This window comes from Burkholderia sp. BCC1999 (genome assembly GCF_905339975.1).
GTDB lineage: Bacteria > Pseudomonadota > Gammaproteobacteria > Burkholderiales > Burkholderiaceae > Burkholderia.
Genome location: NZ_CAJPHP010000001.1, coordinates 213,563 through 229,844, shown reverse-complemented (window position 1 = coordinate 229,844; position 16,282 = coordinate 213,563). Strand labels below are relative to the sequence as shown.

General features: G+C 61.6%; 8 protein-coding genes. All 8 read right to left on the bottom strand.

All coding sequences use genetic code 11. The annotated features are described in order from the left end of the window. Positions 1-57: 57 nt before the first annotated feature. Positions 58-882, bottom strand: a complete 825-nt coding sequence (locus U5809_RS01030; protein WP_322085111.1) for an alpha/beta fold hydrolase — start codon at positions 880-882, stop codon at positions 58-60. 193 nt (positions 883-1,075) lie between these two features. Then, positions 1,076-1,219: a hypothetical protein gene (locus U5809_RS01025; RefSeq protein WP_322085110.1), complete on the bottom strand. Its 144-nt coding sequence runs from the start codon at positions 1,217-1,219 to the stop codon at positions 1,076-1,078. A 95-nt stretch (positions 1,220-1,314) separates the two neighbouring features. Then, complete coding sequence (locus U5809_RS01020) at positions 1,315-2,169, bottom strand: peptidylprolyl isomerase (RefSeq protein ID WP_322085109.1); 855 nt, start codon at positions 2,167-2,169, stop codon at positions 1,315-1,317. A 94-nt stretch (positions 2,170-2,263) separates the two neighbouring features. Then, positions 2,264-3,997, bottom strand: a complete 1,734-nt coding sequence (locus U5809_RS01015; RefSeq protein WP_415877923.1) for a ShlB/FhaC/HecB family hemolysin secretion/activation protein — start codon at positions 3,995-3,997, stop codon at positions 2,264-2,266. Between the two features lie 71 nt (positions 3,998-4,068). Beyond that, positions 4,069-4,200 carry a hypothetical protein gene (locus U5809_RS01010; protein ID WP_322085107.1) on the bottom strand — a complete coding sequence of 44 codons (132 nt, stop codon included), beginning with the start codon at positions 4,198-4,200 and terminating at the stop codon, positions 4,069-4,071. Between the two features lie 4 nt (positions 4,201-4,204). Next, positions 4,205-6,319, bottom strand: a complete 2,115-nt coding sequence (locus U5809_RS01005; protein WP_415877919.1) for a filamentous hemagglutinin N-terminal domain-containing protein — start codon at positions 6,317-6,319, stop codon at positions 4,205-4,207. Between the two features lie 198 nt (positions 6,320-6,517). Beyond that, positions 6,518-6,811 (bottom strand): hypothetical protein, encoded by a 294-nt coding sequence (locus tag U5809_RS01000; protein ID WP_322085106.1) that lies wholly within the window; start codon positions 6,809-6,811, stop codon positions 6,518-6,520. Between the two features lie 13 nt (positions 6,812-6,824). Further along, complete coding sequence (locus U5809_RS00995) at positions 6,825-15,737, bottom strand: filamentous hemagglutinin N-terminal domain-containing protein (protein ID WP_322085105.1); 8,913 nt, start codon at positions 15,735-15,737, stop codon at positions 6,825-6,827. Between the last annotated feature and the right edge of the window lie 545 nt (positions 15,738-16,282).

The following is a 16,282-nucleotide window of genomic DNA, read 5'->3' as shown; positions in this document are numbered from 1 at the left end:
GGTCCGCCATGACGCGACGCCGCGCGGCCCGCGCCGGCGTCGCCGCCCACGCGTTCGTCAGTTCGACGACAGTTGCTGCGCGTCGAACCAGTCGAGCAGCGCACGCGTGACGAACGCGGGATTCTCCAGATTCGAAATGTGGCCGGCGTCCGGCACCAGCGCATGCGCGCAACCGATCACACTCGCCATCTTCACGGTTTCCGACGGCGGGCGCGCCATGTCGCCCGCGCCGCACATCAGCAGCGTGCGGTCGGCATCGAGTTCGGCCAGCGCCGACAGCGTGTCGGGCCGGCCGAAGATCAGCCGGCCGAGCGGGACAATCGATTGCCGCAGCCGGTCGGCCGGCAGGCTCGCGAGCGCGGCACGAAACGCGGTCGGCACCGGGTCTGCCAGATTGACGTCGGGGCGGAAGAACAGCGGCACGATCGCATCAAGCAGCGGCGGCACGATGCTGCCGGCCGCCGCGATCGCATCGAGCATCCCGAAGTAGCGCAGCCGTGTCGCCTCGGGCTCGGCCTCCAGCGACGCATCCATTAGCACGAGCGAGCGCACGCGCTGCGGTTCGCGCAACGCGAGCCGCGCGCCCCACATGCCGCCGACGCTGAGCCCGACGACCGCGCACTGTTCGATCTCCAGCGCATCGAGCAGCGCGCTCGCGTGCGCGGCGAGATCGTCGAGCGTTAGCGTGCCGTCGGGCGGCGCACCCGATGCACCATGCCCCCACAGGTCCGGCACGATCACGCGATACCGGCGCGACAACGCATCGACCTGCGGCGCCCACATCGCCGCGTCCCACAGATAGCTGTGTCCGAGCAGCACCGGAAACCCGGTGCCGTGATCCTGGTAATGCAGCGTGCTGCCTTGGATGATGTGTGCGGGCATGTCGTCTCCGGGTGTCAGGACTCGGCGGTGACCCGGAACCGGGCGCCGCGGTCGGCGGCGTTCTGCAACGAACGCGAAGCGGCGCATCATCGCACAGGTTGCTGGTATTGCGCACGACGGAGCGGCAGAACCTTCGCCGCGCGCGACGGCAAGGAACGTACGAAACCGCACGAAGCGTTGCAAGCGGACCGCGCTATCCGCCGCGATACATCGGCAGCACGTTGCCGCCGGCGACGTCCGGGTTCGTCGCGATCGGATGGCAGGCCTGTTCGAGCAGCCAGTTGGTCAGTACCGCGATATCGAATTCGTTGCACACGTCCAGGTTCTGCACCAGCACGTAGCTGCCCGATGCGACCGTGCAGTACGGGAACAGTTCAGCCGCACAACACGGTCGGTAATCGATGCGCGTTTGCGAAATGCGCGCGGTTGCGCTTACTGTTGAATGGCTGCGTTCTTCATCAATCCACCGACGAAATTCGCTGTCGCCTTCTCGAGCGCCAACGCTTGCAGCTGCTGCTGAATCGTCGCCTTCGCCGCCTCAAACGACGGCACCTGCGTCGGTCGCTTCGCGTCGACCTTGACGATCGCTCGCGGTCCGTTTACGTCGTTGCCGACTGCGATCGATTGCGACGTCACACCGCCTGCGGGCAACTGCGTGATCGCCTGCGCAACGGCGAGCGGCAATCCTTGCGTATTCCCGTCCGTCACCGGTGTCTTGAAGCTCACCCACGGAAGTTCACCGCCAGCCGCGGCGGTCGGCGCCTGGCTGTACTGTCGTGCCAGTGCGTCGAACGACTGCCCTGCCTTCAGCCCGGCCAACACCGTCACGGCGGTCACCGCATCTTTCGTCACGATGATGCGCGGCTTGACCTCGTCCTTGCCGAGCGATGCGACAATCTCGTCATAGCGCGCCTTCGCCTGTGCGTCCGTAACCGGTTCAGGCTTCACGTTATCGCGCACGAAAAGCTGTGTCTCGGCATTCGTCTTGGCAATCTGCATGGCCGTCTGCACTTCCGGCTTGCTGCCGTAGTTTGCCTTTTCAGCGGCCTGCTGAATCAGCACCTGAGCGATCAGCTGATTCTTGATCGCCTGGCGAAACTGCGGCGTATCTGGCTGGCGGGACGCTTGCAACACGGCGTCGACTTCTGCCTTGGTGATCGGTGTACCGTTCACCGTTGCGATGGCACCCGCTGGCAACGCAGAGGATTCTGCGTGCACCTGGACAGGTAGCGCCAATTGCCAGGCAATCGTCGTCGCGATCAGAATCCGGTTGAACGTCGTGTGCATGCTTGATGCTCCTGCGTGCGTAAATGGGCACAGCGACCTCGGCCGCCGCGCAAAATGTCCGACACCGGGGGAATCGGACACGATCAAAATCGCGCTAGTAAAACCAGTTCAAGGTGCCGAGCACCAGTGTCGCCTTGTTGCCCAGTGCGGCCGGCTGTGCCAGCGCGCGACCGACCAACACCTCGCCCGACAGCGATTGCTTGCGCCACTGCCATTGCGCACGCAGGCCCGCCCCGATGCCGGCGAGCGTCGGAAAGCCCGACGCACCGATCAGGCTCGTCTTGCCGGCATCAAGGAATACATACGGCTCGATACGGCCTTCCTTCCACATCGGAACGTTCACCCACGCGAGCTCGTTACGCGCATAGAGGCCACGGTCCCCCGCAATCTCACCGGATCGAAAGCCGCGGATGGTATCCATGCCGCCGAGGTAGAGCTGCTCCGAGCCATACAGCGCCATATTCGTGTACTGGCCACCCAATGCGCCTCGGTACACCAGCACCGCGCCGTTCAACTTCGGCAGCGGCAGCGTAACCGTTGCCGTCGCATCGAGCTTGGTGAACTGACTGTGCGCTGCGTCGCGCGCAATGCCGTGCTCATCGTGGTTTGCACCGAACCACGGTAGCCCCTGGGAAACTCCGCCGTTGACGGTGAAATTCCCCTGCGCGTCGTTCATCACGAACTTGTGCAGCCAGTTCCCGCCGATTCGGAGCACGGCGACGCGCTGCGGATCAAGGTCTGCCCCGTTGATGGTCCGGTCGGTGCGCCGCCACGACAGCGTCGTGTCGATGCTGGTGATGTCGCTTGCCGTTCTGCCGACCAGATAGTTCCAGCCAAAAATATGCGACAGCGTGCGGCCATACAACAGCGCCGTCGAGCCAATCAGTTGCTGGTATTCCGAATCCGCGATCGTGTAGCTGAAGGTGTTTCGACCGAACGGCACGGCAAACGACCCTACCAATGCATTGCTGTCCTGACTGTCGAGGAAGTTGAGACTCAGCGACTCCTGAAGTCCGAGCAGGTTGTCGGCTTCGACACCGGCCCGATAGCGCGTCACCCCTGTGGCGGAACTGCCGTAGTTGTCGAGACCGAGATTGAAATACAGCCGATCGCCGGGTTTGTTGTCGATTGCGATAACCGAATCGCCGGCGTTCTGGCCCGGCAGGATCTGCACCGCAGCCTGATTGCGGCGCAGGCGGTTGATCTGCGCGACGCCCTGGTCGATGTCCGACAGACGAAGAGGATCGCCGGACGACACCGGAAATGCGTTCGAATAACCAACGTCGGTGAGCCAGCCACCGCCTGCCGACAATTCACCGGGCTTGAGGCGATGAATCGGCTTCCCGTTGACCACAAAACCCGAGATGTGGCCGACCTGGATCGTGACCCTGAGCGTGCCGGACGTCAGGTTCTGTGCACCGAGCAGGGCGCGCGTCGTCACGTAACCCGACGAGACGAAGGTATCTGTCAGGCGCTTCAGCAGCACATTGATGCGGTGCGTGCCGAGTTCGTGATTCACAAACTCGGCGGTGATCGCGTCGAGTTTCGCGCGCGGTACGCCGCTGGGCGACTCGAACGGTTTGCCATCGGCCGATTGCAGCAGAATCTCCGCGACCCGAAATGTCGGACCACTTTCGACGATCGCGTCGACCGGCGTACCGGGCGGAACGTCGAGCGTCGTATCGGACGGAGGCGGGATCGTCACCGACGGCGGCGGTTGCTCGAGCTGACGCTGGCGTGCCTGTTCGCGTTGCTGTTCGATAATCAGTTGCGCGGGATCCTGCACCGGTCGGGCCGCCGGAGGCACCAATTGCGCCTGAACCGGCATGTACCATGCTGCGAGGCTCGCGACCAGCACCGGCAGCTTGTATCGAGGGAAAACGGGTGCTTTCATCGTTGTTATGCGTGCGGAAACCCGTGAGCGGTGGTGGCGGTGTCGGCCGCGCTGTACATCGACGCGGCGAAGGCGACCGGGATATCCAGAAAACCGACGACGACGATTCCGGGGCGATTATTCGTTCGATAGTTCATCCGCTTAACGCCACCACCACGTCGTCAGGCCCAAATGCTGATCGATCGAGACCGGCGTTCGCGACGGTGCACGCACGGTAGTGATGCCGCCAGCAGCCGTCACTCCCTTTCCGCCACTGAACGACCCACCGTCGATCACGCCGTCGCCGGTCAGGAACACCTGTCCGTTCGCGGCGAACCCACCGCCGACGTCCATAGCAATCAGTTGCGCCCACGTGCTACCGAAGAACGCCTTGAAGCCGCGATCCTGGTTGATCGCCGAGTATCCCGTCACGCCCTGCGCGTAGGTGATCGGCGCGTCGACCTTGATGTCACCCGTAGCAAAGACGTTGCCGCCGACGTTGCGCGCGATGGTGCCGCTCTTGATCGAGATGTTGCCGCCCGTGCTGGATTGCGAATCGCCGCTCGCCTGAATCGTGCCGCCGTAGGGAGTGACGTTGCTCGACGCGTTGGCGCGACAGAAGATCCAGCAGCTGCGCGAATAGTTCGCCTTCCCCGAGAACACTGCCGCGTTCGTGAACGCGTTCTGCGCGGTAATGGCGACATCACCGCCAGTCGCTTGAATGACGCCACCTGAATTCGTCACGTTCCGTCCGGTGATCGTCAACGGTCCACTGGTCGTCGCGAGGTAGGCAATTTGATCGGGCCGAGTGACGGTGCCGTAGTCGACGTTCACGCCGATCGTCGAATGCGTGAAGAAAAGGAAGCTGCCGCCGCGATCCGTGTACGCAGTTGGTTGGCCGCCATTCGTGCCACCCGAATGGTCGATGACGTTCAGCACGTCGCCGGCCGCCATCAGGCTCATGCCACCGTTCGATGCGATGCGCGCGTTATCGTTGATGATGTTGCCGCCCGCCGTCAGCGATGTTTTACCGTTGGCCGAGAAAATGATGCCCTGATTGACGGCGCTCGATCCGTTGAGAATATCGCCGGCCGCGTTCAGCGTCAGATCACCGCCAGCAGGCGTGCCGTTCGCCGTCGTACCAGCCTGAATCACGCTGCCGACGTTCGTAATGGCGCCGCTGCTGGTCAAGTTGACGGCATTGTTTGCACTCAGCGTCGACGGGCCGGCCGCATCGTCCGAAAGCGAAATCGAACCAGCGTGTACCGTCGCGTTGTTCCCGGCGTTCAGTTGGGCACCCTGTAGCGTTACCGCGCCTGTCGTCGAGATCGACACGTCATGTGCGCCGAAGAACTGGTTGTCGGCGATCGTGACGTCGCCGGTTGACGTGACCACGGCATCGCCCGCGTTCGCGTAGAGCTTGCCGAGGCTGCGCACGCCAGCGCCCTGATCGGTGATGACCAGTTCCACGCGTCCGGCCGTCAGTCCTCCGGCGGCCGTGATGTCGACCGCGAGCGCGTTGCTTGCCACGCCTGGGGAAGTGGTACCGATCAGCCAGTCGTGGCCGTTATCGGTTGGCGACATGCCCCCGTTCCAGCTCGTGGTGCTGCTGCCGACCGTCCCACGGACAAAGCTCGGCACACCGGTTTTGTTGTCGTAGGTATTCGTTACCGGCCCGTTCACGGCCAATTGCTTCGCGACCAGATCGAGGCCGATGAGATCGCCTGTCAGGCCGCCTGCACCGATCGTGATCGTGCCGCGATCCGTGTTGAGCACGACGTTGCGCTGCACCGTGCCCGGTGCGAGCGTTACGTCGGCGAAGCTTACCTGGCCCGTCGACAGCACGACGTGGCCGGTGTTCGTGAAGCTTCCGCCGTCAACCGTCACGCCGTTCGGATTGGCCAGAATGACGTTCGCGCGCGGGCCGAGGACGTTGATGTTGCCCTGGATCAGGGACGGGTTCGTGCTCGTGACTTGATTGACGATCGTGCGCGCGTTGATGCCGACGTTGTTCAGATCGGCACCGGACTTCGACACGTTAAACGACGAATAAGTGTTGTTCGAAACACCGCCGAAGGCAGGCGCGATGTTCACGGTCTGCCGCCCCGTCCCGCCCGTCGATACGGACGTTACCGTGCCACCGTCGGGTTGGATCCCAACGGCAAAGGCAGATATATTGATACTTGCCCCAACGAGAATCAAGCAATAGGATTTCCGGTTGTTGCATGCATTTTGAAATTTTCCTTTTCCGCCTAGGTTACGAGTCAGTTTTCGCATTACGATCTCAAAATTTTTCACGAGATTAAAGATCGATTATCTTTCAGTGACGCTCGACACTGCCTCATAGGTCGCGTCCGTTACGGCATCAAAAATATTTGGATCGAACGAAAATTTAAATGCAGCCACTGCTCGCGACTTACCCACATCCCCTATGGATTCGCGAGATGCTGCCGCAAAGGTGGCGAACGTGTTAACTCATAATATTGCATCGACAAATCCATGACCGATCAGGCGATCGTTTTCTAAAATATCAAACCGATCGCCGACGCTAATGTTGTCACGCATGTGCTCCCAACTGGCGAACTTTATCTTCGCCTTTAGAGTTTCCCCAGGGTAATGTAAATCTCTGTCACCATAGACGTGCTTTCCACTTGCAAGCCAATCAATGTTGGCAAACTTATGGTGTGGAGAATATCCGGTGCGAACGCCCGCGACTTTCGGATCCTGAGCATCGATAGAAAGCTTTATCGTGGCAACAATATTTTCCATACCCACCCCCTACTTAATATGCATGCCCAATATTATTCACGACAGAATTAAAAATACTCAGCTGATTTTCTTTCATTACAGACAACACCCCGCTCTTGAATATAAACGGATCAATTGAGTACGATACACCAAATTTTCCAATAACACTTGCCGGGATGTCAGCCTTTATGATGGCCGCATACTCAGACGAAGTATTTGCATAGGCCATGACTTCACCCAAATTGAAGCCAAACTGTTTCATTTCATTTGCACCGGGAGCAAACGAGAATTTCCCAGTTTGCATGATCGAATTGAATTCCGCCGGGCTGACAGCGCGGTAGACCGTAATAGTATCTGCCGTTGCGAGGACTTTGCCCACGGCTTGCTTTACGGCAGCTCCCTCGCCAAGCGTCAAAACACCCAGCCCAGCATCTGCCACCGATCCAAGTGCCAGCGCAGTCGCCAATCCATAGTTGCCGGCACTAGCGGCAGCTTGCGCCTGATCCGCCATGTGAACGCCCGGTATCGCGCTCCGGGCGCTCTGCCAAAATGACGACACGGCGCCGAGAACCTTGTCGAGGTGCAAAGCATCGTTGTTCAAGGCTTCATTCTGACCCCACGTTGCACCGGCAGTCGCATTCTGTCCTGCAAGTCCTGCTGCACCTCCACCCGTCCACGTGGAAATCGCTGCCAACATTGCCATTTGACCTTGATCGAGCGGTGCACCGCTCGAAGCCAGTCCGGAAAGAACGAATGGCGTGATGAAAGAACTTGCAGCCGCGCCAACGGCTCCACCACCGCACCCTTGCCCCATTGCAGCACCCGCAGCACAGCCGAGAGCTGCATGTGCAGCGATATTCTGCAGCGTCAGTGGATCCGTGCCATTACCGATCGCATAAGCCGCGGACGCGGCCGCATTGCTGACGGCGCTATTGCGCAGATTCGTCAGGAAGCTGCCACCCTGAATTGCAGTCTGAACGGTTGCCTGAAGCGTAGACTCCGCCGCGAGTGCAGTGAGTGCCGTCGGCAGGGAACCGCTTGCTGCACCAGCCTGCGGCACGAACGTATTGCCCACAGATTGCACGCCCGCAAGTGCCGCGAGACTGTTCTGCGAGGCACTCCACGACCAGCCCAAGCTACCGTTATCGAACGTAAGGCCATTCGTCAGGCCAGCCGTTAGTGCCGCCACACCGCCAGTCTCGAACACCTTCCCTACACTGAACGAGCCGCCACTATTCAACTGGCTCATCGTGCTGTTCATCATGCCGGCAAATGCGGCCGACAACGCGACGTTCGCCGTGCCTGCGCCAACCGCCGCCGCCGTCGTTACAGTCACCTCAGTCGCGCCAACCGCTATCGTCGTCGTTGTCGCCGGCACAGCCGCCGCAAACGTCGTCCCCGCCGTTGCAGACGCCGCCGCACCAATTGCCGCTGACGCAGCCATCCCCCCCATAATCGAGAGTCCGACCATCACCCCGGTCATGAAGACCTGGTCGAACCACGAGTCGCCGTCGAGAACCTGGGTATCGAGATGGTCGGTGACGGCCTGTTGCGTGAAGTTACCGCCGAGTTGGCTCTTCAGATTCGCCAGCATCGCCTGCGTGCCGGCCGTGTCGACCGCGCCATCCGCGCCGACTTTCTGGAGTGCTCCGCCGATCTGGTTCAGGCTTTGCACCTGCAGATCGTAATTGGCGGCCGACATGAAGCCGCCTTGCTGCGCCACGGTGCCCGTGGTCTGTAACGTCACGCCTTCCGGACCCTTCTGGTAAATCGTGCCGATATCCGTCGAACGCTGTTCGTTGGTCAGCGAATCCGTGTTGACCGTCAGGTTCTGCGCCGTGACCGTGCCGGTATTCAGGATACTGTTCGCGAAATTGAGCGTGACATTGGTTCCCGTGATTTCGCCGTCAGCGTTCACCTCCGCGAAGTTCTTCGGCAGCAGCACCTCAGGCATCAGCACCTGCACCGTCGGACAGGCTGCGCCGCCGGTCGTGCTGCATCCCGGCTCCGGGACGGATTGCTCGACATACCAAAGCATCGGCGCGTTGATCTGCGCGAGCTGGGCATCGCTCAGCTTCGTGCCGAGCGCGACGTTGTTTTTCTCCGCATACTCGAGCGCCGCGCCATACAACGCTGCCTTGTCCTGATTGTTGATCGACGCCTGGCTCGTGCTGTCGGTCGCACTCGTCGTGCTGTAGAAGCTGCCCTTGCCGATCGCCTGCAATGCTGCTTGCTCGATCAGCTGGTTTTCGGTGTACGGGTCGTAGTAGAACGGCACGCTGCCCGGTTGCAGGTTCGCGGGCAAATTCGCGATCAGCGAGGCCGACGAGAGCGAATCGACCACCTGGGCGGCAGGATTGCTGGTCAGGTAGCTCACGGTGGTCGTCGCACCCGCGATCGTCTTGACGGTGACGCTTTGCGGCGCCCCAGCGATGGGTGCCGACGCCGAGCCAGGCGACGCGCCTACCGGACGGGTCGTGACGGTGACCACCGGCGCGACCGGCTGACCGACCGTCTGCGCACCGATCGGCGTATTGGCCGGCAAACCGGTCATCCCGGTGACCGACGTCGGCCGGCCGTTTTGGTCCGTGACCAGCCCGGCACTGTTCACCGAACTCGCGATCGAACCCGGCAGTGTTGGCGGCGCCAGCGAAATCACCTGCCCCGAGACAACTGGCGGCGGCGTAAACACGTTCGGGTTCGTGATCCCGTTGACGAGCGTCGAGCCCGTCAGCGTGATCGTTTGGCCGATCACGTTGCCCGTGTTGTTCAGCGTCGGCGAATGGACGCTCAAATTACCCGCCTGAATCGTACCCGGCACGAAATCGGGCAATCCGACGTTCGACGGCAGGCCCGACACAGCTTGCGCATCGCCAGGGTTGAACGCCCCGCCATACAGATTCTGGCAAGTCGACGCCATGCCCAGGCAGCCCCACGTTCGGTTGCCGACCGGATTACCAGTCCAGTACGCGTGCAGGTACTGGTTGTCGCTCGATGCACTTTGTGTCGCATTGATCGTCGCGGTATTCAGCGCGGTGACGAGACTGCCGGTGTTGCTGAACATCCCCGCTGTGATCGACAGGTCGTTGTTCGCCGTAATCGTGGACGGCGTAGCCGACTGCACCTCGACATACGCTTCGCAGTTCTGGCCACAACCGCTATAGGGCGACGCCGAACCATAGTTCTGGTGGACCGCCACCGGCGCGGCAATCGTGTTCGTCACGCTTGCCGCGTTGATTTGCACGTTATGACCTGCCTCGATTGCGGCCGACGTGTTCGTCATACTGGCAGCCTGTGTCGTGTTCGCCGCAGTCGTGCCAGCACCGCCGATAACGACATCGTTCTTCGCAACCAAATTGCCGTAGGTGTTGCTGACCTGGTTGGCGGCAATGACGATGTCGTGGCCGGCCGTCACGTTGCTGTTGGTCTGCTGGTAGCTGTACGCCTCCGAGTTCGGGTTGGTCGTTCTCAGATTCGAGCAGCCGGCATTCGACACCCCCGACGCACACCCGGCCGTCACGGCCTTCGACCCGACATTCGATCCTTGATTCGTGAAGCTTGCCGCCTGAATCGTGACGTCATTGCCGGCCGCGAGCGTGCCGGTATTGGTCAGATTGCCGCCCGACAGATTCAGATTGTTCCCTGCAAGAATCTGCCCGACGGCGCCTTGCGTCGTGGCGGTCCTGGTCGTCGTCTCCAGCGGCACCGTCCCCGGCGCGCTGATCGTATAGGTTGCCGGCGGCGTTGGGGTACCGACCAGGCAATATCCTCCCTCGCACTGATAGGTGCCACTCGGGTTCGCCGTGCCAGCCACGCCGATCGACGCGGATTTCTGCAGCGCCTGCAGCGACGTCAGGAACGCATTCAGCGACGCGCCATCGACCGTGTCGGTGACCGACGACGTGAAGCTCGAGCCACCGTTCTGGAGCTGCTGCACGTTCACGTTGACGTCGTGCCCCGCGCTTACGACACCGCTCTGGTTATTCAGCGTGTTGGCCGTCAGGTTAAGGTCGTGCCCGGCCGCGATGACAGACGACGTCACGGTCGCACCGGTCGTGGTGGTGGTCTCGGTAACGGTCGGCAGGGTGAGGGATTGAACCGTCGTTGCACCAGAAACCGGCGTAGAAGGCGGCACGACAACCCACATGGCACCCTTGGGTGCATTACTCGTGGGTACCAGTGCAAACTGGACTGTTCCCGAGGACGCAACCGGTGACGACGCGTCGCCCCAGCCTTGATAGATCAGCCGCGCGCTGGAAATCGACCAGACGGTTGATTTTGTCGGCTGCTCGCCGCCGACCGACAGGAGCCCGCCGAGCGTCGCCGGCAAGTTTGCCTGCCCAAGCGTCAGCGTCCCACCGTCCTTGCCGACGTTATAGATCGCATAGACCAATTCCGAGCCGATCGGCGTGGCCATCAGCAACCCTGGATTGTCGACGGTCTTCGTGGTCGTGGTGGTTGTGACCGTTGCCGCAGCGGAGTTGTTAACGTTGTTTGCCGTGATCTTCAGATCGTTCGTCGCCGTCAGCGTACCTCCAGCGTTCCAGAGATCACCACTCAGATTGATCGTTGCATTGCCACTACCGGCCGGGCTCTTGCTATTGCCTGCACTAGTCACCCCGTTCGAATTGTCGTAGCTCGTCCCGGCAATCGTCAGCGTATTGTCTGCGTGAACGGTGCCGCTATTCGTACCCGCGCCGTTGAGCGTGAGCGCATCGAGCGCCGCAACCGTGCCACCGGTCCGATTGGCGAGCGAGCCATTGATCGTCAGGTCGTTGCCATTGATCGCGCCGGTATTGCCGACGGTACCATTCAACGTCAGTGCGCCGATGCCTTGATTGATCGTGCCGGTGTTGTTGAAGCCCTGCGCGGTGGACACTGTGACGTTCGAACTCGGCAGTGTCCACGTTCCCGAATTGTTGACCGATTGCGCCGACAGATTGACGCCACTGCGACTGTCGACCGTACCGAAGGTCGCTGCGGACGGATCCAACGTTTGGTTCGGCAGATTCAGCGTCGCGTTGTTCTGCCCATAAATCATGCCGCCTGAATTGTTGAACGAACCGTTGCCCCCCGTCACCGTCACGGTCGTATTGCCCGTCGCAGCGGTCGGATTCGCAACATCACCGGCATACAACACACCCTTTTGGTTGCTCAGATTCGCCGTCGTGACGTTCAGCGCGTTCGTTGCCAGAAGGCTGCCCGAGTTGGTGACGCTACCGCTCGCCGTGACGTTCGTGGTAGGCCCATAGACGGAGCCGCTGTTCACGAGGTCCGCGGCATTGATCGTCGCGGTTTGTAGTGAGGACAGTGCACCCGAATTCGTGACGGTCGTACCCGACACATTCAGATTGCCGGCCGCCATTTGCGTACCGACGTTATTGACCGTACCGCCCGCCAACGTCGCGTCGCCCTTGAACGCGGCTGTGCCACCCGTCGTCAGGCTTTTCGTACCGGTGATCTGCGTCGCGCCGCCGACCACCGCGTTTGCGGTCGTCACGTTCGCACCCGAAAGCGTCGCGTTGCCGCCAACGGACAGCGCCGGCGCATTCGCGTCGAACTGCGCATTGAGTTGCCCTGCGGACGTATCGAGCGCGTTGCTCGCGGTAGCCGTCAGATTCGCGCCAACCGATACACCCTGCGTCGTGATGTTCGTCGCTGCGAGCGTCGCGTTCTTCGAGACGGTCGTCTGGCCGTTGAGCGTCAGGTTCTGGCCTGCGTTCAGCGCCGCGTTGCCAGCAGTCGAGACTGCGCCGGCCGCCGTCAGATTGCCCGACTTCGCGTTGACCGACAGATCGCCGAGGCTCTTGACGCTGCCGTGGGTATTGACGTCCGTGCCTGCCGTAATCGTCGTCGCCCCACCCGACAGCGCATCGCCAGTCAACGTTACGGCGCCGTTCGTCGCCGTCAGTGTGCTGGTACCGACAGCCGTTGTCGCGCCGACCGACAGGTTGTTACCTGCCGTCGCCGTCAGATTGTTGCCGGTCTGGACCGTACCGCTGATGCCGATATTGTTTCCAGCCTTCAGTGTCGTGTCGTTCGCGACGCCGATCGCGCCGGTGCCGTTGATGTCGCGCCCAGCTGTCACACTCGCATTGCCGGAATTGCCGACCTCGAGACCACCGTTCAGGTTGGCGTCACGCGCGGCCGCAATCGTCGAGTTCTGGCCGCTTTGCACGGTCCCGGCAACCGAGGCATCCTGTCCCGCGTTGATGTTCAACGTGCCAGGGGTCGATACCGTGCCTGCCACCGCGACGTTGCCTGCAGTCGATCCAATCTGCGCGTTGCCGCCGCTATAGACCGTACCGCCCAAATTCACGCCCTGCTGGCCACTCGCATTCAGCGCGCCCGTCGACACTACGTTCCCTGACGTGCTCAAGGTGCCGCCGTTCGCCGCGAGCGTCATGTCGCCAACGGATGCGGCCGCCGCCTTGATGCTGGTGTTTCCGTCAGACGTGACGCTCAAGTTCCCGCCGCTCGTTACGCTCCCGGCCAGCGTCGTATCTTGCCCTGCCTGGATCGTAACGGCGCCCGGCGCTGCAACGGTGCCACCAAAGCTGGCGTTGGTACCCGCCGCCGCACTGATTGTGCGGCCGCTCTGCACGGCACCGTTCAGCGCGATTGCTTGCCCGGCGGCCAGGTTGACCGCACCTCGAGACGACGTGACGTTGCCTTGCCCCGTCAGCGAACCGGCTCGCGCGGTAATCGATACCGGGCCTTGCGCCTGCGCCGTGCCGCCAATCGAGGCGTTCTGGCCAGCACTGACAGCCAGTGCACCATTGGACTGAGCACTACCGTTCACGGTCGCCGAGCCGGTTTGCGCCGTGATCGTCGTGTCGCCCACTGATGCGACCGTGCCGCTCACGCTGGCACCGCGGCCGGCCGTCATCGAAACCGTGCTGCCACCGGTCAAATTGCCCGTTTCCGTCGCATCGCGACCGGCCGTAATCGAGATCGCACCCGGCGCCGATACATTCGCCAGCGTCGCGTCCTGCGCAGCCGTCGCGGTGACCGCCCCACCGCTTTGCACCGCACCGCTATACGCGATGTTCTGGCTCGCCGAAAGCGCAACGTTACCCGTCGTCGTGCCGATCGCGCCAGTCCCGGTCAAGTTGCCGTTCGTCGCCGCAAGCGTCGCGTCGTGGGTCGTTGTCAGCGCGCCGTTGACGGCCACATTGCCGCCGGACACATTTGCGGTCGCGGCCTGCGTTTGCCCACCAAGCGTCGTGGTGCCGCCGGACTGAACCGTCAGCGTGCCTGGCGTCACCGCGGTGCCGGAGATTGTCGCGTCGCCGGCGCTCGCGGTGACGGTCAACGGGCCCTGCGCTGAGACATTGCCGCCTACGAGCGCGTCCTGTCCAGCCGTCACCGAGAGTGCCGCGTTGCTGATCGCGCTGCCCGCGATTTGCGCAGTGCCCGTGGTCGCCGCAATCGACGTCTTGTCGACGCCCGACACGGCACCGTTCACGCTCGCATTGCGTCCACCCGTCAGCGCGACCGTGCTGCCGCCTTGAACGGCACCGTTCACCGTCAGATCGCGTCCGGCCTTGGCCGAGATCACGCCGGGCGCGCTCAACCCACCGACTGTCAGATCACCATTCGTCGCCTGCAACGCAACGTCGTGCGCGGACAGCGAGCCGATCGACATCGACTGTCCGGCGGTCAGGTTCGCCGAACCGTTTGCCGCGACTGACGCAGCGTTTAAATTGCCGCCGGAATTCATCGACACGTTCTGCCCGGCCGACACCGAACCGGTCACGTTGATGTCGCCGTTGGCGTTGACCGTGTAATTCTGGTTCGCGAGTCCCGTACCGCTGATCGTCGTGTTGCCCGCACTCGTCAGGCTGACGTTCTGGCTGGCAAACGTTTGACCGACCGTGACGTCGCCGTTCGAATTGACGACGACGTTGCCCGCCGTCGCGGTCAACGGGCCTTGCATGTTGGCGCCGAGGCCAGCCGCGGTTTGGACGATATAAACTTGCCCTGCCATGACCGATCCGAACTGGTTCGCGTCGATCGCCAGGCCGTTCGGTGTCTGAATGGCCGTGACGTTGTTCGGCAGACCGTTAGCAGCAATACCGTACGCGGTGCCGGTATTGCCCGTCGTGGTCGGAGTAACGAGCTGGTTGCCCGTCACGACGTTGATTCGTTGATCCGCGCGGATCGGGGCCGCCAGCGTCACCGTTTGCCCGATCAGGTCGATATTCCCGACAGTCCCTTCGATCCCTGCTCCCGGCCCGTTTACTCCTGCCGGCCCGTTGATCGAAATGTTGCCGGACCGAACGTCGTATGCGACTGCACCCGCGTGCGCAAAGTCAGTCGAGGTGCCGCCGACGCCCGTGATGAATTGCGGCGTGCCCGTGGTCAGCGTGAGATTCGGGATATTCGTGAGCGACAAACCGTTTGCTGATATCCCGCCAGGAGCCGCAATCACGATCGGCGCCGCAGCACCGAAGGTTTCGAGCGGACCATTCAGTACTGCGATATTGTTCGACGTGACCTGGTTGATGATCAACGACGCTGGTCGGCCGTTCAGATTCGGGTTCGCGCCAAGCGAACCGCCCAGCAGAGGCGTACCCGGAATCGTGCTGTTATTCAGCACGAGGCCTTCGGGTCCTACGTTGAACGACTGATACTGTCCGAGACTCACACCATTGGAGTTCGGAGCCGGAATATTGATGGCGGGGACGCCCGAGCTAGTCGCGGTCACCGTCGGCTGAAACGGGATCGGTGCACGCGGATCGATGATCGGCGCAGCATGCGCAGTCTGGTCGACCAGAAGCATGGCAGGGCTGAGATACATCAGAACCGACATGACCCATGCGGTTGCCTTGACCCAAAGCGCATGCTCTTCGCTTTTCAGCGAAGCTTGACCGAAGATAATTTTCTGTTTGGCCGTTCCCCGTTGAACGTGCCGAAACACGACATCGCGCGTCTTGCGGCGCATGGTTGGTCTCTCTCGGAATTTTCGACAGATGCTCGCACAGCCAAAACCGAAAGATGGTCAACAATTGTCATGGCTTGGGCTGCTGATGCATCAATGCTTATAGACCGCATCTGGTCCGTTTCGTTATTAAGCATCAGCGATGATGCAATCACATCAACGTCAAGTCATTCGATTGTTTTTTGAGATTTTATTATTCCAATAATTATCCGATCTCGCCCGACAAGCGTCGAATCCCCTTCCGCCAAGCCTCTCATGCCGATGACACAAAACTGGTCGCCGGACGAGTCAGCGACGTCAAACCCTGAATAAGGTTAAAAACCGTTTCCGTCTACCGAGATTTTTTTGATGAAAAATGCGTTATTGAGAGGCAATCGTCGCGCGCAGCAAGGGATAGCACGCAAAACCCCATCCAATCAGCACATGGGATGCCCGGGATTAAGCGGGCGGATTGTCGGGTTCTGCAGACGCGTTTTTGACTTTCCCGTGGCGTCAGCCATGCAATCGATGGCGATTCGGTATCGGTGCAGATTCACGCTCGAACTTGC

Bases quoted from the DNA above. Each gene is read 5' to 3' on its own strand.
- U5809_RS01030 (WP_322085111.1), bottom strand. From the start codon at position 882: ATGCCCGCACACATCATCCAAGGCAGCACGCTGCATTACCAGGATCAC.
- U5809_RS01020 (WP_322085109.1), bottom strand. From the start codon at position 2,169: ATGCACACGACGTTCAACCGGATTCTGATCGCGACGACGATTGCCTGG.
- U5809_RS01015 (WP_415877923.1), bottom strand. From the start codon at position 3,997: ATGCCGGTTCAGGCGCAATTGGTGCCTCCGGCGGCCCGACCGGTGCAG.
- U5809_RS01010 (WP_322085107.1), bottom strand. From the start codon at position 4,200: ATGAACTATCGAACGAATAATCGCCCCGGAATCGTCGTCGTCGGTTTT.
- U5809_RS01005 (WP_415877919.1), bottom strand. From the start codon at position 6,319: ATGCGAAAACTGACTCGTAACCTAGGCGGAAAAGGAAAATTTCAAAAT.
- U5809_RS01000 (WP_322085106.1), bottom strand. From the start codon at position 6,811: ATGGAAAATATTGTTGCCACGATAAAGCTTTCTATCGATGCTCAGGAT.
- U5809_RS00995 (WP_322085105.1), bottom strand. From the start codon at position 15,737: ATGCGCCGCAAGACGCGCGATGTCGTGTTTCGGCACGTTCAACGGGGA.